General features: G+C 73.2%; 14 protein-coding genes and 1 pseudogene. 8 read left to right on the top strand and 7 right to left on the bottom strand.

Translation table 11 applies throughout. The annotated features are described in order from the left end of the window. Nucleotides 1-59 precede the first annotated feature (59 nt). Together FDO69_RS34200 and FDO69_RS34195 are read left to right on the top strand one after the other, a co-directional pair. Nucleotides 60-941 (top strand): class I SAM-dependent methyltransferase, encoded by an 882-nt coding sequence (locus FDO69_RS34200; protein WP_104786108.1) that lies wholly within the window; start codon nucleotides 60-62, stop codon nucleotides 939-941. A gap of 133 nt (nucleotides 942-1,074) precedes the next feature. Next, nucleotides 1,075-3,465 (top strand): annotated as a pseudogene (locus FDO69_RS34195) (HAD-IC family P-type ATPase); the annotation flags it as partial. A gap of 85 nt (nucleotides 3,466-3,550) precedes the next feature. Here the strand turns inward: FDO69_RS34195 and FDO69_RS34190 are convergent. The 4 genes from FDO69_RS34190 to FDO69_RS34175 form a co-directional block, all read right to left on the bottom strand. Continuing rightward, the gene (locus FDO69_RS34190; protein WP_104786105.1) at nucleotides 3,551-4,405 is read right to left on the bottom strand and encodes a hypothetical protein; all 855 of its coding nucleotides are present in this window, start codon (nucleotides 4,403-4,405) and stop codon (nucleotides 3,551-3,553) included. Between the two features lie 206 nt (nucleotides 4,406-4,611). Continuing rightward, entirely contained in the window at nucleotides 4,612-5,478 is an 867-nt protein-coding gene (locus FDO69_RS34185; protein WP_104786102.1) for a DUF5707 domain-containing protein, read from the bottom strand. 186 nt (nucleotides 5,479-5,664) lie between these two features. Continuing rightward, the gene (locus FDO69_RS34180) at nucleotides 5,665-8,793 is read right to left on the bottom strand and encodes a sacsin N-terminal ATP-binding-like domain-containing protein (RefSeq protein ID WP_104786099.1); all 3,129 of its coding nucleotides are present in this window, start codon (nucleotides 8,791-8,793) and stop codon (nucleotides 5,665-5,667) included. 127 nt (nucleotides 8,794-8,920) lie between these two features. Beyond that, a complete protein-coding gene (locus FDO69_RS34175; RefSeq protein WP_104786096.1) occupies nucleotides 8,921-9,847 on the bottom strand; it encodes a DUF3027 domain-containing protein in 927 nt (308 codons plus the stop codon). 272 nt (nucleotides 9,848-10,119) lie between these two features. Here FDO69_RS34175 and FDO69_RS34170 point away from each other — a divergent pair, with 272 nt between their 5' ends. The 4 genes from FDO69_RS34170 to FDO69_RS34155 all read left to right on the top strand — a co-directional run bounded on the left by FDO69_RS34170 (nucleotide 10,120) and on the right by FDO69_RS34155 (nucleotide 13,812). Then, the gene (locus FDO69_RS34170) at nucleotides 10,120-11,553 is read left to right on the top strand and encodes an MFS transporter (protein WP_104786093.1); all 1,434 of its coding nucleotides are present in this window, start codon (nucleotides 10,120-10,122) and stop codon (nucleotides 11,551-11,553) included. Nucleotides 11,554-11,649: 96 nt separating this feature from the next. Continuing rightward, nucleotides 11,650-12,123 (top strand): DUF2771 domain-containing protein, encoded by a 474-nt coding sequence (locus FDO69_RS34165; protein WP_170320984.1) that lies wholly within the window; start codon nucleotides 11,650-11,652, stop codon nucleotides 12,121-12,123. After that, nucleotides 12,093-12,974: a futalosine hydrolase gene (locus tag FDO69_RS34160; protein WP_420878566.1), complete on the top strand. Its 882-nt coding sequence runs from the start codon at nucleotides 12,093-12,095 to the stop codon at nucleotides 12,972-12,974. Before FDO69_RS34165 ends, FDO69_RS34160 begins: the two co-directional genes overlap by 31 nt. Next, the gene (locus FDO69_RS34155; RefSeq protein WP_104786084.1) at nucleotides 12,964-13,812 is read left to right on the top strand and encodes a 1,4-dihydroxy-6-naphtoate synthase; all 849 of its coding nucleotides are present in this window, start codon (nucleotides 12,964-12,966) and stop codon (nucleotides 13,810-13,812) included. Before FDO69_RS34160 ends, FDO69_RS34155 begins: the two co-directional genes overlap by 11 nt. A 58-nt stretch (nucleotides 13,813-13,870) precedes the next feature. On the opposite strand, the gene FDO69_RS42785 is transcribed toward FDO69_RS34155, so the two are convergent. Beyond that, the gene (locus FDO69_RS42785; protein WP_003991106.1) at nucleotides 13,871-14,254 is read right to left on the bottom strand and encodes a cold-shock protein; all 384 of its coding nucleotides are present in this window, start codon (nucleotides 14,252-14,254) and stop codon (nucleotides 13,871-13,873) included. Between the two features lie 164 nt (nucleotides 14,255-14,418). Here FDO69_RS42785 and FDO69_RS34145 point away from each other — a divergent pair, with 164 nt between their 5' ends. Beyond that, entirely contained in the window at nucleotides 14,419-14,667 is a 249-nt protein-coding gene (locus FDO69_RS34145) for a hypothetical protein (protein ID WP_053672617.1), read from the top strand. Here FDO69_RS34145 and FDO69_RS34140 read toward each other — a convergent pair. Further along, entirely contained in the window at nucleotides 14,646-15,269 is a 624-nt protein-coding gene (locus FDO69_RS34140; protein ID WP_104786081.1) for an HAD family hydrolase, read from the bottom strand. The two genes, FDO69_RS34145 and FDO69_RS34140, sit on opposite strands and share 22 nt — an antisense overlap. A 64-nt stretch (nucleotides 15,270-15,333) precedes the next feature. Beyond that, a complete protein-coding gene (locus FDO69_RS34135; protein ID WP_104786078.1) occupies nucleotides 15,334-16,350 on the bottom strand; it encodes a hypothetical protein in 1,017 nt (338 codons plus the stop codon). A 152-nt stretch (nucleotides 16,351-16,502) separates the two neighbouring features. Between FDO69_RS34135 and FDO69_RS34130 the strand changes: the two genes are divergently transcribed. Further along, nucleotides 16,503-19,049 (top strand): helicase C-terminal domain-containing protein, encoded by a 2,547-nt coding sequence (locus tag FDO69_RS34130; RefSeq protein ID WP_104786210.1) that lies wholly within the window; start codon nucleotides 16,503-16,505, stop codon nucleotides 19,047-19,049. Nucleotides 19,050-19,165 lie beyond the last annotated feature (116 nt).

Raw genomic sequence — 19,165 nt, 5'->3', positions numbered from 1 at the left:
GGCGAAACGCTCGAAAACCGTCGGCGCGCACCGCCGCCCGACCGGTGAGGAGCGCAGTGATGACGACGCGGAACAGCGTGGCCGAGGCCGACCGTGCCCTGAAGTCCAGGCACCGGGCGATGTGGGCCCAGGGCGACTACCCGTCCCTGGCCGCCGAGGTCATCCCCGAGTTGGGAGCGGTCCTGATCGAGGCGTGCGGGGTGCGCCCCGGTCTGCGGGTGCTGGACGTGGGCGCCGGCTCCGGCAACGCCGCGATCCCGGCGGCCCTGGCCGGTGCGGACGTGGTGGCCTCCGACCTGACGCCGGAGCTGTTCGACGCCGGCCGGCGGGCGGCCGAGAAGCAGGGGGCGCGGCTCACCTGGCAGGAGGCCGACGCCGAGGCGCTGCCGTTCGGCGACGCGGAGTTCGACACCGTGCTGTCCTGCGTCGGCGTCATGTTCGCCCCGCACCACCGGCAGGCCGCCGGCGAACTCGTCCGGGTCTGCCGTCCCGGCGGCACCATCGGGCTGCTGAGCTGGACGCCCCAGGGCTTCATCGGCCGGATGTTCGCCGTGATGAAGCCGTACGCGCCCCCGCCACCGCCCGGGGCCCAGCCGCCCCCGCTGTGGGGGGACGAGGACCACGTCCGCGCCCTCCTCGGCGACCGGGTCACGGATGTCCGCGCCGAGCGCCGCACGGTCCGCGTCGACCGCTTCGAGACGCCCGAGGCGTTCCGCGACTACTTCAAGGAGCGCTACGGACCGACGATCACCGTCTACAAGCTCATCGCCGACGACCCCGAGCGCACCGCCGCCCTGGACGCCGCACTCGTCGACCTCGCCCGCGACGCCGACCTGGGCACGGGCCCCGGCCCCGGCCCCGGCCCCGGCCCCGGCCCCGGCCCCGGCGGGACGGTCCTGGAGTGGGAGTACCTGCTGTTCACCGCCCGCCGGGCGGGCTGACACCGGGGCGTGGCACCGTGGTCCGGCGGTGTACAACTGCCGTACGACCACGGCACGGAGTCCGTCCTTCCCAGGTCGGATCTTCACCACATTCAGCGGGTGAAGCGGCAAAACCGCACGTACCGTCGAATGCATGACGCATCTCGACGCGGGTGCCCGGCCCGACTCCGCGCGGCCGGCGACGGTCACCTCCCGCGAGACCGGCCTGACCGGTGCTCAGGTCGCCGAACGGGTGCAGCGCGGACAGGTCAACGACGTGCCGGTGCGCAGCGGCCGGTCCACCGCCGACATCGTCCGGGCCAACGTCTTCACCCGCTTCAACGCGATCATCGGCGTGCTGTGGCTGATCATGCTGGTGGTCGCGCCGATCCAGGACAGCCTGTTCGGGTTCGTGATCCTCGCGAACACCGGCATCGGGATCGTCCAGGAGTGGCGGGCGAAGAAGACGCTGGACTCGCTCGCGCTGATCGGCGAGGTCAGGCCCACCGTGCGCCGCGACGGGACGGCCGGGCAGGTCGGCACGTCCGAGATCGTGCTGGACGACCTGATCGAGATCGGCCCCGGGGACAAGGTCGTCGTCGACGGGGTCTGTGCCGAGGCGGACGGCCTGGAGATCGACGAGTCGCTGCTCACGGGCGAGGCCGACCCGGTCGTGAAACAGCCCGGCGACCACGTCATGTCGGGCAGCTTCGTGGTGGCGGGCGGCGGTGCCTTCCAGGCGACGAAGGTCGGCCGTGAGGCCTACGCCGCCCAGCTCGCCGAGGAGGCCTCCCGCTTCACCCTCGTCCAGTCCGAGCTGCGCTCGGGCATCTCCACGATCCTCAAGTACGTCACGTGGATGATGGTCCCGACCGCGATCGGCCTGGTCGTCAGCCAGCTGGTCGTGAAGGAGAACGCCTTCGACGACTCCGTCGCCCGCACGGTCGGCGGCATCGTCCCGATGGTCCCCGAGGGCCTCGTGCTGCTCACCTCGGTCGCCTTCGCCATCGGCGTGGTCCGGCTCGGCCGCAAGCAGTGCCTGGTGCAGGAGCTGCCCGCGATCGAGGGGCTGGCCCGGGTCGACACGGTCTGCCTCGACAAGACCGGCACCCTCACCGAGGGCGGCATGGACGTCACCGAGCTGCGTCCGCTCCAGGGCGCCGACGAGACGTACGTACGGAAGGTGCTCGGCGCGCTCGGCGCGTCGGACCCGCGGCCGAACGCCTCCCTGAAGGCGATCATCGACGCCTACCCGGCCGTGGAGGGCTGGCGCTGCACCGAGGCCCTGCCGTTCTCCTCCGCCCGCCAGTACAGCGGCGCCGCGTTCGACGAGGGCGACGGGCGGTCCGGCCGGTGGCTGCTGGGCGCGCCCGACGTGCTGCTGGCGGAGGACGATCCGGCCCTGGCCGAGACCGGGCGGCTGAACGAGCAGGGCCTCAGGGTGCTGCTGTTCGCCCGGGTCGCACGCGACCTGGAGGATCCCGAGGTGGCGAAGGGCGCGAAGCCCGTCGCCCTGGTCGTGCTGGAGCAGCGGCTGCGGCCGGACGCCGCCGACACCCTGCGCTACTTCTCCGAGCAGAACGTCAGGGCCAAGGTCATCTCCGGCGACAACGCGGTGTCGGTCGGCGCGGTCGCCGCCAAACTCGGGTTGTCGGGCAGCACCCTGGACGCGCGGAGGCTGCCCGCCGAGCAGGAGGGGATGGCCGACGCCCTCGACGGCGGGACGGTGTTCGGGCGGGTCACCCCGCAGCAGAAGCGGACCATGGTGGGCGCGTTGCAGTCCCGCGGGCACACGGTCGCGATGACGGGCGACGGGGTGAACGACGTGCTCGCCCTGAAGGACGCCGACATCGGCGTGGCGATGGGCTCCGGCTCGGAGGCGACCCGGGCGGTCGCGCAGATCGTGCTGCTGAACAACAGCTTCGCGACGCTGCCGTCGGTGGTGGCCGAGGGGCGCCGGGTCATCGGCAACATCACGCGGGTGGCGACGCTGTTCCTCGTCAAGACGGTGTACTCGGTGCTGCTGGCCGTGCTGGTGGTGTGCTCCCAGGTGGAGTACCCGTTCCTGCCGCGCCACCTGACCCTGCTGTCGACGCTGACCATCGGCATCCCGGCGTTCTTCCTGGCGCTCGCGCCCAACAAGGAGCGGGCGAAGCCGAACTTCGTGCGGCGGGTCATGCGGTACGCGATCCCGGGCGGGGTCGTGGCGGCGGTGGCGACCTTCGCGACGTATCTGCTCGCCCGGGAGCACTACACGGGGCCGGGGGCGCTGGACGCGGAGACCAGCGCGGCGACGCTCACGCTGTTCCTCATCTCGATGTGGGTGCTGGCGATCATCGCCCGGCCCTACACCTGGTGGCGTGTCGCCCTCGTCGCGTCCATGGCCGGGGCGTTCCTGCTGGTGCTGGTCGTGCCGTGGCTGCAGCACTTCTTCGCGCTGAAGCTGGTCGGGATGACGATGCCGTGGATCGCGGTCGGCATCGCGGCAGTGGCGGCGGCCGCCCTGGAACTCCTGTGGAGGTGGGTGGACCGCCGCATTCCCGCACAGCACCGAGGGGGCGGGGTTCGAGGTGCGCTGCGGCGCCGTCTCGGCTGGTCGCGCAGTTCCCCGCGCCCCTGACGGGGCGCTGCTACTTCACGTCGACGTAGTCGCCCGTGGCGTTGACGGCCGGGGTGGTCGTCGTGCCGGCGAAGCTGAAGCGCCAGTAGCCGTCGTAGGCGGCGGTGGCGGTGGCCTTCACGTTGCCGTACTGGTCGGAGGTCACCGTCTTGACGGTGGTGTACGTGCTGCTGCCCGCCTTGCGGAACTGGAGCTTGACCGGCTGGCCCGTGTAGCCGTGGTAGGCGTTGTCCTCCCAGTTGGCGCGGGACAGCTTGCCGGTGGACGTGATGGTCTTGCCCTTGGTGACGGGCTCGGGGCCGGCGTTGACGGTCAGCTTGGAGTAGCGCTGCACCTTGGTGGTGCCGAGGCCGCCCTGCATCTTCTCCTCGTCGTCGCTGGTGACGGCGAGGGCACCGGCGCCCCAGGTGCCGGCGTCGGAGTTGTACAGGTCGCCGTCGGCCGGGCGGAGGCTGATGACGCCCTTGCAGTTGAGGACCGTCGAGGAGGCGGCGGTGCAGGTGGCCGGGTCGTCGCTGATGAAGAGGTTGTCCGCGGCGTCGAGCGAGGAGCCGTGGTAGATCAGCGGACCGGTGGCGAAGTTGTCGGAGCCGGTGTCGAGGTCGGCGGCGTGGGTCACGGTGTAGGTGACCGGCACGCTCACCACGTTGGTGGTGCCGACGACGATGTTCTTGCCGCTGTTGACCTTCACGTCGGAGAAGGTGACGTCGAGGGTCGAAGCGGTGGTGCCCGTGCCCGCGTCGGCCGACGCAGAGCTGAAAGCCTGCTTGCCGGACGGGGCGTCGGCGGCCTGCGCGGCCGGAACGACGAGGGCGGAAAGGGCCAGGGCGCCGGAGACGGCGGCCACGGTGGCTCGCATGTGCATGTGTTCCCCAAGAGGAGAAGTGAGCTAGGAGTCTGACTGACTCGGATGATCAGATTCACGAACCCCGGGCGGGGTTGTAGGCGCGGACCGGGTTTTGCCGTGTCATCCGCAACGTTTGACGCGCTCGTGGCATATGCACGGCGTGGAAACGGCGCCGCCGGCCCCGGCATGGCTCCGGGACCGGCGGTGTCGTGGCTGGGGCGGTGTTACTGCACGTCGACGAAGTCACCCGCGGCGTTGATCGCCGGGGTGGTCGTGGTGCCCGCGAAGGAGTAGCGGAAGTAGCCGTCCGCCGAGGCGGTGACGGTGCTCTTCAGCTCGCCCGTGCTGTTGGACTTGATGGTCTTGACGGTGGTGTAGGTGTCGCTGCCCTTCTTGCGGAACTGCAGCTTCACCGACTGGCCGGTGTAACCGTGGTACTTGTTGTCCTCCCAGTTGGCACGGGACAGCTTGCCGGTGACCGTGATGGTCTTGCCCTTCTTCACCGGCTCCGGCGAGGCGTTGACCGTCAGCTTGGAGGCCCGCTGGACCTTGGCCGTCTTGTAGGCCTCGCGGATCACGTAGTCGCCGTCGTTACCGGTGGCAGCGGCCCACACCTTCCAGGTGCCGGCCAGGATGTTGCTGTAGACGTTCTCGTTCGGGTCGGCGATCAGCGTGACCTTGCAGGTGGCGGTGGTCGCGCTGGAGTGGGTGCAGGTGCCGACCTGCTCGTCGTCCAGGCTCTCCGGCACGATCGCGCCGTCGGCGCTCTCGGTGTCCGGGCCGTGCCACAGCATCGCGAAGGCGTCCTGGACGCCTTCCGGGTCGGTGGCCGTCACGGAGACGGTGAAGGACTTCTTGACGGTCGTGCCGACCACGATGTTCTTGCCGCCGTTGACGGTCACACCGGTGATCTTGGTGTCGCCCAGCGACTCGTCCGCCGGAGCGGCGGCGGTGAACGGCGTGGCCTTCGAGGTGGACGGGACCAGCGACGCCAGGTTCGGCGTCTGGTTGTCCGCCTGCGCGGCCGGCATGGCAAGGGCGGAGAGGGCCAGGGCGCCGGTGACGGCGGCCACGGTGGCTCGGATACGCATGCGTTCCCCAGGTGGAGAGGGGCCCCGGCGCTCGTCGTCGGCTCTCGGGGCCCAAGTGATCGTGGAGTCTGTTGACTCAGGTGATCAGATAGCTCAGCAATGCGCATGGTTGTACGACAGGTGAAAAAAATGTGCGGGAGTTTTCACCAACTGCCGTACCCACCCCAGCCGTACCTCAGCACCGGCTCAGTCGAACCACCGGTCCCGCGCCAGTTCGTCCGTGCGGGACGGGTCCTCCAGCAACGCCGCCACCTCGAACCGCCGCGGCCACTGCCCCGCCGCCCACGCGAGCCCCGCGGCGACGCCCTCCAGGGTCGCGGCGTGCAGGACACCGTCGTCGGTGAGCCGCCAGTCGATCTCCACGCCGTCGACGACGAGTTCCTCGTGCTCGACGTAGGAGGACGGGGTCTGCCGGCCGAGCAGCACCCGCACCGGCTCCGGTACGTCGTGCTCGGTGCCCTCGGAGGTGACCTCCCCGGTGACCGACTCGCTCAGCCGCCGCACCTGGAACAGTTCGGCCAGCTCGGCCGCGCGTGACGGGCGTACGGGAAGCAGCGGCACGCCGTCGGTGAACGGCAGCAGGTCGGGCGAGTCGCACACCACGGCGTCGGCCGCGTCCACGACCTCCACCCGGCCGTCGACGACGGCCCGCAAATCGTCCGGCAGGGTCACCTGCTCGGGGTCCAGATCGGCCAGCGCCCCGTACAGGGCGTGCAGTTGAGCACCGGTCACCTCCCGCTCGGGGTCGGCGAGCCGGTCGAGCAGCTCGGCGGCACCGCCGGGCTCGTCCAGCAGCGCGGCGACGGACGTCCGCACCCCCAGCGCCCGCAGCACCTGCTCGTCTTCGAACCCGGTCGCGTCGGCCTCGTCGTACAGCCCGCGCAGCAGCGGATCGCCCCCGGCGGCCCTGAGGCCGGCCGGGCGGCGGCCGTCGAGCACCGGGTTCCCGCGCAGCCACCAGGCGGTGTACGGCCGGACGACCTCGTGCGTCCCGTCCGGCAGCAGGATCCGCACGGGCTGCACGATCGCGTCCCTGAGCGGCGGCCGGGACAGCAGCGCCAACGCCTGCGCCCACTTGTCCTCGTCCACGAGGTCCAGGTCGCGTACGGCGACGATCTCGGTGGCGACCGGCGGCACCGGGCTGTCCGGGAAGCGGTCGAGGACGTCCTCGCACCACACGTCGACGGCGTCCAGCAGGCCCGCGTCGTCCGGCTCGGCGAAGTCGCTCTCGCGGGGCTCCAGTTCGTCCGGGTCGAGGACGACGTCGGTGGCGCGGACGAGCGCGAAGTCCACCAGGACACCGCAGGCGGCGAGCGGCTGCTCGCCCCACTTGTCGGCCAGCTCGGCGTCCACGGAGGCGAGTTCGCCCTCGCGCATGACCTGGGCGAAGGGCCCGCCGGGGAAGACGAGTTCGCAGGCCGGGGCGGGTTCGCCGTCCTCGTCGGGCAGGGCGAGCGCGCCGAGCCAGGGCTCGTCACCGGGCTCCAGGCCGGCGTCTCGCACCAGCGCGAGCACGGTGTCGGCCAGTTCGTCGGCGTCGAGGACGTCCTCTTCCCAGTTCACGCCGCCCTCGTCGTCCAGGGACGCGGCGACGGCGGCCCGGACCTGCGGGGTGGTGAGGATCGCCCGCGGTGTCGCGGGCAGGGCGCCGAGCTTCTCCAGGATCGGGTGGGCGGCGTCGGGGTGGGCGACCTTGAGGCCGAGCCGGGCGAGCACCTCGGGGTCGATCCGGGCGGCTTCCGCACCCGGCAGCAGGATCTGCCGGGGCCCGATGGCCGTACGGCCGTCCGCCAGCGGCACCGGGAGCCCCGACAGGCGGTCCGGGTCGACCCCGGCCAGGCTGTCGTAGAGCCGCCGCCACCAGCCGGGCTCCTTCTCCAGGCCGGCCAGCCGGTCGATCGCGTCGGTCAGCGGGACGCGGGCGACGCCCAGGGTCCGCAGCTCGGCGCGGCGCTCGAGACCGGCGGGCAGCAGGGTGGGGAGCACCTCGGCGAGCACCCGCACGGTGTCCGCGCCCGCGCTCTCGACGACCTCGGCGTCCCGTGGCCGCAGCGACTCCGGCAGCTCGTCGTCCTCGCGGGGCGGGAGTGCGGGCGGCAGGAAGGAGGTCCGCGGCAGCCGCTGGAGGATCGCCTGGCGCAGGGAGCCGTCCAGTTCGCCCTTGCCGAGCGGGCCCGGCACGAGGTCGATGATCCCGGACGTCACCGGCCGCCAGTCGCCGAGGAGTTCGGCGTAGGCGTCGGCCGCGCGCTCGACGAGGAAGTCGGTCAGCGGGCCGGGGGCGGCGTGCCGGCGGGTGGAGTCCAGCGGGAACGAGGCGATGAGCAGGGCCGGGACGCCGAGCGGCTCGTCGCTCGGGGTGGGGGCGTGCACGACCGCGTTGGTGCGGGGCCGGGCCGGGCTGCCGTCGCTGTCCACCGGCACGGCCCAGGTGACGGACCAGTGCGGCCGCAGCCGCTCCTCGACGGGCCGGTCGGCGAGGAGGTCGGGGGTGAGGGGGCCGTGGGCGACGGCGGTGCGCCAGTGGGTGACGCCGTGGGCGGAGTCGTCGACGACGGTGAAGGGACCGTCGGTGCGGCGGGTGAGGGTGCGCGGGCTCTCCCCGTTGATCTCGACGACCAGCTCTTGGAGTCCGGGGAGGGCGAGCAGCAGGGCGTCGTCGACGGCGCGCAGCAGACGCTCGGCGAGATCGGCGGCCGGGTCGTCCCGCAGCGGCAGGATGACGGCGGTGTCGTAGGGGGCGGGGGCGGTGCCCTCGGCGGCGTACGGCAGCCGCAGCAGGGGTACGTGGCCGTCCCGCCGCCGGACCTCGTCCCCGAGGCCGGGGCTGTGCCGGGCGGTCTCGGCGGCCAGTGCCCTGGCCTCGGCGAGCGACCACCGCACACCGCCGTGCCGGCCGACGACGGCGGGCTCGTCGGTGACGGACAGCACGGCGGCGAACCCGACTCCGAACCGCCCCACGGAGGAGGTGTCCCCGGTGTCCCGCTTGGCCGACGCCCGCAATGTGGACAGCGACTCGACCCCGGCCGCGTCCAGCGGGGCGCCGGTGTTGGCGGCGACGAGCACGTCGTCACGCAGGGTGAGCCGCAGCCGCCCCGGTACTCCGGCCCGGGCGGCGGCGTCGGCCGCGTTCTGGGCGAGTTCCACGACGAGCCGGTCCCGGTAGCCGCCGAGGACCAGGTCCTCCTCGGCATTGGCGTCCTCGCGGAACCGGGCGGGGCTGGTGGCCCAGGCGTCGAGGACACCGCGCCGCAGACGGGCGGTACCGAACGGATCGGCCCCCTCGGCGGCGGGCCGCACGAACTTGCTGCTCACGTTCCGTTCCTTCTCCTCGTGGACGTGAGGAGAAGGTACCGCTTGGGGAGCGGACGGCGTGCGCCTGCCCGACGTGGGCGGCCGGGCGTGCGGGCGGTGGCGTGAAGGACGTGTGTACGGCCGGCCGCTATGAGTGCCCGAGTTCCTCCGTGTCCGCGTCCGCCGTCGGTGTCACCGAGCCCGAGTCCGGGGCCGGGCGCAGCGGGAACGGGTCGACCCGGGTCTCGTCGATGACCGGGGCGGGCGGCTGGGGCGGGCGGGGCATGACCGCGGCCTCGGAGTGGCCACCGCAGCCGTAGGCGAGGGAGACCAGGCGGCCGTCGGCCGGGGAGAACTCGTTGGCGCAGGCGCCGAAGGCCTGGCCGAGGGTGCCTCCGATGGGGACGAGGAAGCCGCAGCTGACGCAGGCCGCGGGGGCCGACTGGGCCATGGGGGTCTTGGGGCCGAACGCCTCCTCCCAGCGGTCGGCCGCGCTGTGCAGGCCGTAGCGGGACAGGACGCGGGCCCGGCGCATGCCCAGTTCCTCGGCGACCGCCGGGATCGAACCGCGGGATGGGGCCAGCGTGAAGCCGGACGCCGAGGCCGTGGTGAGGTCCGCGTCCTCCGCCTCGACCAGGTCGGCCATCTCGTGGGAGACGGGGACGTTCGGCGCCGGCTCGTCCTCGCCCGAGTAGCCCGGCTCCAGGCGCAGGTCCTCGGCGTCGGTGGGCAGCAGATCGCCCGGCCCCATGTCGCCGGGACGCAGCCGCTCGCTCCACGGCACCCACTCCGGCGCCAGCACCGCGTCCGGTCCGGGCAGCAGCGCCGCCTCGTCCACCGTGACGATCTTCGCCCGGGAGGCCCGGGCCACCGTCACGGCCCAGCGCCAGCCCCGGTAACCGAGCTCCCGGCACTCGAAGAAGTGCGTGACAACGCGGTCCCCTTCGGAGACCAGTCCCACATGCTCGCCGACGATTCCTGGCGCGGCTGCCTCTTCGGCTGCGGCGCGTGCGAGGTCGACGGCCTCGGCGCACAGACGGTCAGGGGTGCGGCTTCGCGTTGTCGCTGCGCTCACAGGTATCGCTTCTCTCCATACGCCGTCTCACGAGTGCGCCACTCCCGGCGCGGGGGCGGACGGAGCGGACCGGGGGACCGCGTCGACATCCTTCATCCATTTTGCGGGATGGCTGAGATACGCACGCTACCCTTCCGCCCCACGCCGCGTACACCGACGGTCCTGTTGTGCCACCCACCGGACCCCGGGCCGCCGCCCCGGACAGTCACCCCACAGGCCCTATACAAGCGGTAATGGCACTACCCACGGCCTTATCGGGGCACTATGACGTCGTGGCAGCCGCGAAGACACCCCCGGGCGCCACCGGGACCGGTGGGTCGAAAGGGGTCAAGGGAAGTATCCGACCGGGCGGACCGGGCCGTATGGGCGGCTTCTTCCGCTCGGTCGGCCGTGCCCTGCACTTCCCGGTGACCGGCACGGCCCGCGGCATCCGCAAGGCCACCCACGCGCACGGCGCCGGAGAGTCCGGCCTCGGCAAGTTGATCGAACTGCACGGGGTGAACGGCGCCGGCGACGTCATGATCACGGTCGCCCTCGCCTCCACCGTCTTCTTCTCCGTGCCCACCGACGAGGCGCGCGGGCGCGTCGCGCTCTACCTCGCCATCACCATGGCGCCCTTCACCCTCCTCGCCCCCGTCATCGGCCCCCTCCTCGACCGTCTCCCGCACGGCCGCCGCGCCGCCATGGCCGGCGCGATGCTGGCCCGGGCGCTGCTCGCGATCGTGCTGTCCGGAGCGGTCGTCAGCGGCGGCCTGGAGCTGTACCCGGCCGCGCTCGGCGTCCTCGTCTCGTCGAAGGCGTACGGCGTGGTCAGAAGTGCCGTCGTGCCCCGGCTGCTGCCGCCGCGGTTCTCCCTCGTGAAGGCCAACTCGCGGGTCACCCTCGGCGGCCTCCTCGCCACCGGCGTCGCCGCGCCCGTCGGTGCCGGACTCCAGCAGATCGGGCCGCGCTGGCCGCTCTTCGGCGCCTTCGTGCTCTTCGTGGCGGGCACGATCCTGTCGTTCACGCTGCCGCCGAAGGTCGACTCCGCCAAGGGCGAGGACCGCGCCTTGCTGGCGGCCGACGAGCAGCACCTGCACGGGCCGCACCGGCAGCCGGTCAAGCGGCCCGGGCTGCGCACGGTCGGCCCGGCCGTCACCCACGCGCTCGCCGCGAACGCCGCCATCCGCTGCCTGACCGGGTTCCTGATCTTCTTCCTGGCGTTCCTGCTGCGCGAGCACCCGGTCTCCGGCCAGAGCGCCGCCGTGTCGCTGGGGATCGTGGGCGTGTCGGCGGGCGTGGGCAACGCGCTCGGTACGGCCGTCGGGGCGTGGCTGCGGTCTCGGGCGCCGGAGATCATCATCGTGACGGTCGTGGCGTGCGTGGCGGGCGCGGCGATCACGGCGGCGGTGTTCTTCGGCGCGGTCCTGGTGGCCGCGCTGGCGGCGATCGCCGGGTTCGCGCAGGCCCTGGCCAAGCTGTCCCTGGACGCGCTGATCCAGCGGGACGTACCCGAGAGCGTCCGTACGTCGGCCTTCGCCCGCTCCGAGACGCTGCTGCAGATGTCCTGGGTGCTGGGCGGGGCGGTCGGAATCGTGATGCCGCTCAACGGCACGGCCGGGCTGGCGGTGGGTGCCGCGATCGTCGGCATCGGGTGGCTGACGACCGTGCGGGGGCTGATCGACTCGGCCCGGCGCGGGAGCACGGGGCGGGCTCGGGTGGCGTAGGGCGGCGCGGGGCCGCGTAGGGCCCTTCTGATGGATCTGCCAGGGAGCCGTACCCCGCGTGGGCGGTCCGCTGTGCGGGCCCGATAGCCTTCGCCCATGAACACGTTGCAATCCGTTGTGCGACGCCGCCGCGCCGTCGCCGTCGCCGGCGTCGTATCCGCCGGACTGCTCGTCCTGTCGGCCTGTGACAAGCCGACGCCGATGGCCACGGTCACCGTGGGCAGCGACTCGGTGAACTCCGAGGCCACCTGCGGCGGCGAGGGCGACGCCCTGAAGCCGTCCGATCTCGCCGGGTGCCTGAAGGACAAGGGCATCAAGAGCATCTCCGTCGACCCCGACGAGACGGTGCGCTTCGGGGTCGACCCCGAGATCGCCGACGAGGGCTGGACGATCCTGATGAACGGTCAGCCGCTGACCGACTCCAGCACGAAGACCTACCGCACGATTCCGGGCAGCGTGTTCTTCAACGCCCAGTACGGCGCGCAGGGCAACTCGACGCTGGTGTCCATCAAGGAAGGCGACAAGGACCCGTCCGGGCTCTGGAACTTCAAGCTCAAGAAGGACGCCTGATCGCTGCCGCCGGGCTGAGCCGGGTACTCGTGGCCACTGCCGTCTCCGTGGAGAGGGACGCGGTGGCGGCGGGTCTTGGGACGTTTTCCCCGGGGCCCGATGAAGCGGTGCTCGGCACTGCAGGCAGTGCCCACCCTCCCCCAAGCTCTCGGCTTCGCTCGAGCAGGGGGGACCCCCATCGCTCTGGCGGAACGACTGCCCACGGCGGTAGCGGTTCGGCTGCCCATGGCGGGAGCAGTTCGGCTGCCGGCAGCCCTGGCCAGGTCGATGTGATCGTCGTCGGTGTCGGGCCCGCGCTTGCCGCTGCCTCCACTGCATCCGCTCTCACCGCCGCCGCCCTGAAGGGCGAGCCGTACGACCTCGTCGTGTCCGCCGGGATCGGCGGCGGGTTCCAGCCCGAGGCGGCCGTGGGGTCGCTGGTCGTCGCCGACGGGATCGTCGCGGCCGATCTGGGGGCCGAGACCGAGGACGGGTTCGTGCCGGTCACCGAGCTCGGGTTCGGGAACGTCAGGCATGAGCCGCCCGCCGATCTCGTACGGCGGGTCACCGAGGCCACCGGGGCCCGCACCGGGGCCGTCCTCACCGTGTCGACCGTGACCGGGACGGCCGCCCGGGCCGCCACGCTGCGGGAGCGGCACCCCACCGCCCTCGCCGAGGCCATGGAGGGCTTCGGCGTCGCCGAGGCCGCCGCCGCGCACAACGTGCCCGTACTGGAGATCCGGGCGATCTCCAATCCCGTCGGCCCCCGCGACCGCGCCGCGTGGCGGATCGGCGACGCCCTGGCAGCCTTGACGGAAGGGTTCGGGAAGCTCCCGCCCGTACTGGAGGGTTGGAACCGGCATGACGGTTGAGCAGCTGCAGATCGCGTACTCGCCCTGCCCGAACGACACGTTCGTCTTCGACGCCCTGGCCCACGACCGGGTCCCGGGCGCCCCGGCCCTCGACGTGACCTTCGCCGACATCGACATCACCAACGGCATGGCCGAGCGCGGCGAGTTCGACGTGCTGAAGGTGTCGTACGCCGTGCTGCCGTACGTCCTCGACGACTACGCCCTGCTGCCCTGCGGGGGCGCGCTGGGGCGGGGTTGCGGGCCGCTGGTGCTGACGCGGGAGGCCGACGTCGACCTGACCGGGCGGACCGTCGCGGTGCCCAGTGAGAAGTCGACCGCCTATCTGCTGTTCCGGCTGTGGGCCGCGGACACGCTGGACGGCGGGGTCGGTGAGATCGTCGTCATGCCGTTCCACGAGATCATGCCGGCCGTGCGGGACGGCAAGGTCGACGCGGGGCTCGTGATCCACGAGGCGCGCTTCACCTACGGCCAGTACGGACTGCACAAGCTCGCCGACATGGGCGAGCACTGGGAGAACACCACCGGGCTGCCGATCCCGCTGGGCGCGATCATCGCCAAGCGGTCACTGGGGGAGCAGAAGCTGCGGCTGCTCGCCGACTCCATCCGGACGTCCGTGCGCGCCGCCTGGGACGATCCCGAGGCGTCCCGGCCCTACGTCATGGAGCACGCCCAGGAGATGGACCCGGCCGTCGCCGACCAGCACATCGGGCTGTACGTCAACGAGTTCACCGCGGGCCTCGGCGAGGACGGCTACGCGGCCGTACGCGGACTGCTGACCCGCGCGGCGGCCGAGGGACTCGTACCGCCCCTCGGTCCGGACGCGCTGCGCTTTCCCTGAGGTCTCAGACGCCCAAAGGGTCTCAGACGCCCAAAGGGTCTCAGATGTCCAAGAGGTCTCAGACGTCCAGTTGGTCGGCGACCGCGCGCAGCAGGCCGGCGATCTTCTTGCCCGCGGTCTTCTCGGGGTAGCGGCCCCGCTCCAGCATGGGCGTGATGTTCTCCAGCAGCGTCGTCAGGTCCTGGACGATGGAGGCCAGCTCGTCCGGCTTCTTGCGGGTCGCGGCGGCGACGGACGGGGTCGGGTCCAGGATCGCCAGGGACAGCGCCTGGTCGCCGCGCTGTCCGGCGACGACGCCGAACTCCACTCGCTGGCCCGGCTTGAGCGTCTCGACTCCGGCGGGGAGGACCGAGGAATGGACGAAGACGTCGCCGCCGTCGTCACGGGAGAGAAAGCCGAAGCCCTTCTCACTGTTGAACCACTTGACCTTGCCGGTAGGCACGTCTGTCCTCGTCCTCGTACTCGTCGGAAAACTGCTTCTGGAAACGGCTCTTGATAGCACTCGGGCGGGTCGTACGGACCCGCCGGTACCAAGGCTAATGCTCAGGCAGCCGGTGACAAGACGTCACCCGGTTGTTCCTTCGCGCTGGGAACTACCCTGGTCGGGTGCGTGACAAAACCCAAACGAATTCCGCCGCTCCCGGTGACCGCCTGGTCCGGGCCGGAGCCGTCGTGTTCTTCATCGGCGCCCTGGCCACACTGGTCACGGTCGCCCCGCTGTTGCTCGGGACGACTCCCTTTCCGACGTACATGTTCGGATTGAGCATGCTCATGGCCGTCGGATTCCTGATGGCCGGTGCGGGAGTGCTGCGTTCCGTGGCAGCGGGCCGGCGTCAGGCGCGTGCGGGACGGTAGTCCGAAAGCCACCGCGGGAATTCGGTCAGATCGGTGAGGACGACGTCCGCGCCCGCCGCGCGCAGTTCCTCCGGCGGGCAGGGGCCGGTGGCCACCGCGACCGAGAGGGCCCCGGCGGCCCGGGCGCCGCGGACGTCCCCGACGTGGTCGCCGACGTAGACGCCCGCGTCGTGCTCGCGCAGGGCCTCCGCCTTCTGCTCGGCCCACAGGTCGCCGATGACGGCATCGGGCTCGATGCCCAGGTGGGCGAGGTGCAGTTTGGCGTTGGGCTCGTACTTGGCGGTGACGACTATCGCGCGTCCGCCGGCCTCCCGTACGGCCGCGATGGCCTCCCGGGCGCCGGTCAGGGCCGGGGTCGCGGCGATGGCGATCGTCGGGTACATCTCCCGGTACAGGTCCGCCATGACCGGGATCTCCTCGGCCGGGAACCAGTTGATCAGTTCATCGGCCAGCGGCGGCCCGAGCCGCGTGACCGCCAGGTCGGCGTCGATGTGCGTGCCCGTGCGCTCGGACAGTGCCTGGTAGCAGGCGCGGATGCCGGGCCGGGAGTCGATGAGGGTCATGTCGAGGTCGAAGCCGACGGTGAGTGCCATATGGGCCATTGTGCCCAGGCGGTGTGAACGGCAGACGTCCGGCTGTGATCGGCGGACACCCCCGGGGCGTCGGCTAGCGCGAGCGCTGTGAACGCCACACCAGGAACAGTGCCGATGCCACCGCCGCGCCCCTGACCACCCACGGCCAGGTCTCCGACACCGCCGCGTTCATGTGGCCCTCGGCGATCGGGGTGCCCCAGCGGCCGTTCATCCGGCCCCACAGCCAGACCAGGCCCCCCGCCAGGGAGAGGCCGGGCAGGATCACGACCGCCCACTTGGTCTCGGCCTGGGTGAGGCGGCGGGAGGCGTAGGCGATGAGCCAGCCGAGCAGCAGGACGAACCAGTTGCCTAGCACGGCACCGGCGACGAGGAGCCCGGCGGCGATCAGCAGGAGCGGGTTGCTCCAGTTCCCGGCGGGGAGGCGGACCAGACGGCGGCGGCCCCCCTTCCCGGTCACGTCGGCCGCGTCCGCCACCTCGGCCGCCTCCACGGCCGGGGCCGTCTCCTCGGCGTCCGGCCTCTCCTGCTGCGCCTTCCGTTGCGCCGGCGGCTTCAGCAGGTCGGGCAGCTCCACACCGCCCACGAAGCCCGGCACCTCGTCGCCCACGCCGAAGGGGCCGCTCTCCACCCGCCACCAGTCCGGCTGGAGCGCGCTGTCCCCGAGCTCGTGCCCGGCGGCCAGATGCGGCGGGGCCGCCCCGTCGGACGGCGCGGGGTGCGGGTCCTCGACGGGCCGCGCCGGGCGGGGGCGCGGTACGACGCGCCGCATGACGCCCTTCGCCCGCTCGCCCCGCTCCTCCGGCTCGGTTTCGCGCTGCACCGGGACGGAGGCGGGGGCGACGCCGTAGGGCTCACCGGTCGTGCCGCCCGCCGCCGCGGTCACGACGTCGTCGGGGCTGCCCAGGCGGGACAGGATGCGGCGGACGGCGGCGGGCGAGTCGACGGTGGCCTTCGAGCGGCGCTTGTCGATCTCGTTGCGCAGGTCCGCGACCAGACGCATGCGGGTGGCCGACGACAACTGCCGCTGCTGGGCCACGTCGCCGACGCGGCTCAGATACTCGTAAACGACCTGGTCGCTCTCAATCCCCACGAAGTCCCCTCCGGGGCGGGTGCGTTGCGTGACGCCGTCGCACGACGGTACCGCGAGTGCCCTCGGGGCGGCCAAAAGCCCGTCCCGCGTACGGGGGCGAGGCCGCGCACGATCGGCCCGGCCGCCGCGGGCGACCCGCTACCGTGGACCGGATGAGCACCGAGGACAGGCCCCCGGCCCCCCGCTCCCTCGCGGAAGCGCTCCGCGCGCGGGGCGATGCTTCGCTGGGCGCGCTCCTGCGCAGCCGCCCGGATCTCATCACGCCCGTCCCCACCGACCTCACCCAGCTCGCGACGCGTGCCGGCACCCGTGCCTCGGTGGTGCGGGCCCTGGAGCGGCTGGACCGGTTCGCGCTGCAGACGGCGGAGGCGCTGGCCGTGGCCGCGGACCCGGCGACGTACGGCGAGCTGCTCGGGCTCATGGCCGGGGACGACGCCGACCCGGCCGTCGTCGCCGCCCTGCCGCACGCCGTCGGCCTGCTGCGCGAGCAGGCCCTGGTGTGGGGCGACGACGACCGGCTGCGGCTGCTCCGCACGGCGCGTGAGCTGCTGGCCCCCTCGCCGCAGCACCCCTCGCCGACCGGGCTCGGCCCGACGGTCCAGGAGGCCACCGCCGGGATGTCCCCGGGCCGGATCCAGGAGATCGTCGCCGCCGCCGGACTGGCCTCGACGCACGACTCGGTCTCCGCGGTGACCGCCCTGGCCGGGCTGTTCACGGACCGGGCCCGGATGGCCGCGCTGCTCGCCGACGCCCCGGCCGACTCCCTCGACGTACTGGAACGCCTGGTGTGGGGGCCGCCGTACGGGCAGGTCACCGCCGATCCGGCGCCCCGGCTGCGCTGGCTGCTGGACCGCGGGCTGCTGCTGCCGACGGCGCCCGGGACGGTCGTCCTGCCGCGCGAGGTCGCCCTGCACCTGCGGCGGGGTCTGGCGCACCGGGTGGCCGAGCCGGTACCGCCGGTGGTCGAGGCGGCCGCCGCACATCGTCCACAGGTTGTGGACAGCACCGCCGCCGGTCAGGCGTACACCGCGCTCGCGACCGTCGAGGAGCTGCTGAAGGACTGGGACGAGGGCGGGCCGGCGGTGCTGCGGGCCGGTGGGCTGAGCGTGCGGGACCTGAAGCGGACCGCCGTCGCCCTCGACGTGCCCGAGCCGACGGCCGCGTTCTGGGTGGAACTGGCGTACGCGGCCGGTCTGATCGCCTCCGACGGCGAGGCCGACGAACGGTACGCGGCGACCCCCGCCTACGACGAGTGGCTCGAGCAGCCCCCTGCGGAGCGCTGGTCGCGACTGGTCACGGCGTGGCTCGCGGCGACCAGGACGGCCGGTCTGGTGGGCGGGCGGGACGCCAAGGACCGGACGCTGTCGGCGCTCGGGCCCGGCCTGGACCGCTCGGCGGCGCCCGAGGTACGGCACCGGGTGCTGGCGCTGCTCGCCGGGCTGCCGGAAGGCGCCGCGCCCGCCGCGGAGTCGGTGCTCGCCCGGTTGCGCTGGGAGCGGCCCCTGCGCGGCGACCGGCGCGAGGACGACCTGCGCGGCCGGCTCGCCGAGTGGGCGCTGTCCGAGGCGGAGCTGCTGGGCGTCACGGGCCGGGGCGCGCTGTCGACCCAGGGCCGGGCGCTGCTGGGCGCGCCCGCTGCTCCCGCGGCTGCCGCGAAGGGCCCGGAAGCGGAGCCCGCCGGGCCGGGCGACAAGCTGCCCGTCCACCACCACCGCTCCGCCCCGTCCGCTCCCCTCTCCCCGGCCGAACAGGCCGTGGCCTCCGCCGCCGCGGCCCGGCTTCTCGCGCCGCTGCTGCCCGAACCGCTGGACCACGTGCTGCTCCAGGCCGACCTGACGGCGGTGGCGCCCGGACCGTTGCGGCGGCCGCTCGCGGACATGCTGGGCGTGCTGGCGGACGTCGAGTCCAAGGGTGGGGCGACCGTGTACCGGTTCACGCCCGGCTCGGTGCGGCGCGCGCTGGACGCCGGTCAGGCCGCCTCCGACCTGCACGCCTTCCTCGCCGCGCACTCCCGCACGCCGGTGCCGCAGCCGCTCGCGTACCTGATCGACGACGTGGCCCGCCGGCACGGCCATCTGCGGGTCGGCGCGGCCTCGGCGTACGTGCGCTGCGACGACGACGCGGTGCTCAGCGAGATCCTCGCCGACAAGCGGGGCGCGGGGCTCGGGCTGCGCCGGCTGGCCCCGACCGTGCTGGCCGCCCAGGCCGACCCGGTGGGGCTCCTGGAGGGCCTGCGGGCGATGGGGTTCGCGCCGGCCGCCGAGTCCGCGGAGGGCGATGTGCTGATCACCCGCGCCCTGGCCCACCGCACCCCGCCCCGCGCCGCGCCCGAGCCGGTCCCCGACGGCCCGCCGGTCCCCGACGACACCCTCCTGGCGGCCGCGCTGCGCGCCATCCGGGCCGGCGACCTCGCCTCCACCGCCCCGCGCAAGCCGGGCAGCGCCCCGGCGGCCAACGGCGAACCGCCCCGCACCGGCGCCGCCGAGACCCTCGCGACCATGCAGGCCGCCGTTCTGACCGGCGAGGCCGTGTGGATCGGCTACGTCAACGCCGAGGGCACCGCCAGTCAGCGGGTCATCGCCCCGATCCGCGTCGAGGGCGGCTTCGTCACGGCGTACGACCACACCGCGGACGAGGTCCGTACGTATCCGCTGCACCGGATCACCGGGGTCGCCGAGCTCGCCGACGACGCGGGCTGACGGCCCCGCGTCACGCGCCGACGACGCGGACCGGCCCCCGGGGGTGTCGGTTGCGGCGCGCGACTTGTCGGTCGACGGGCCGCGTCACCCGATCGGGTGCGCGCGGGCGTTCATGC

The organism is Streptomyces tibetensis (assembly GCF_007655005.1).
GTDB lineage: Bacteria > Actinomycetota > Actinomycetes > Streptomycetales > Streptomycetaceae > Streptomyces > Streptomyces tibetensis.
This window is presented reverse-complemented; position numbering and strand designations above follow the sequence as displayed.

Excerpts from the sequence above, each read along its gene's own strand:
- FDO69_RS34200 (WP_104786108.1), top strand. The coding sequence starts at position 60 with ATGACGACGCGGAACAGCGTGGCCGAGGCCGACCGTGCCCTGAAGTCC.
- FDO69_RS34190 (WP_104786105.1), bottom strand. The coding sequence starts at position 4,405 with ATGCACATGCGAGCCACCGTGGCCGCCGTCTCCGGCGCCCTGGCCCTT.
- FDO69_RS34185 (WP_104786102.1), bottom strand. The coding sequence starts at position 5,478 with ATGCGTATCCGAGCCACCGTGGCCGCCGTCACCGGCGCCCTGGCCCTC.
- FDO69_RS34165 (WP_170320984.1), top strand. The coding sequence starts at position 11,650 with ATGAACACGTTGCAATCCGTTGTGCGACGCCGCCGCGCCGTCGCCGTC.
- FDO69_RS34155 (WP_104786084.1), top strand. The coding sequence starts at position 12,964 with ATGACGGTTGAGCAGCTGCAGATCGCGTACTCGCCCTGCCCGAACGAC.
- FDO69_RS34140 (WP_104786081.1), bottom strand. The coding sequence starts at position 15,269 with ATGGCCCATATGGCACTCACCGTCGGCTTCGACCTCGACATGACCCTC.
- FDO69_RS34130 (WP_104786210.1), top strand. The coding sequence starts at position 16,503 with ATGAGCACCGAGGACAGGCCCCCGGCCCCCCGCTCCCTCGCGGAAGCG.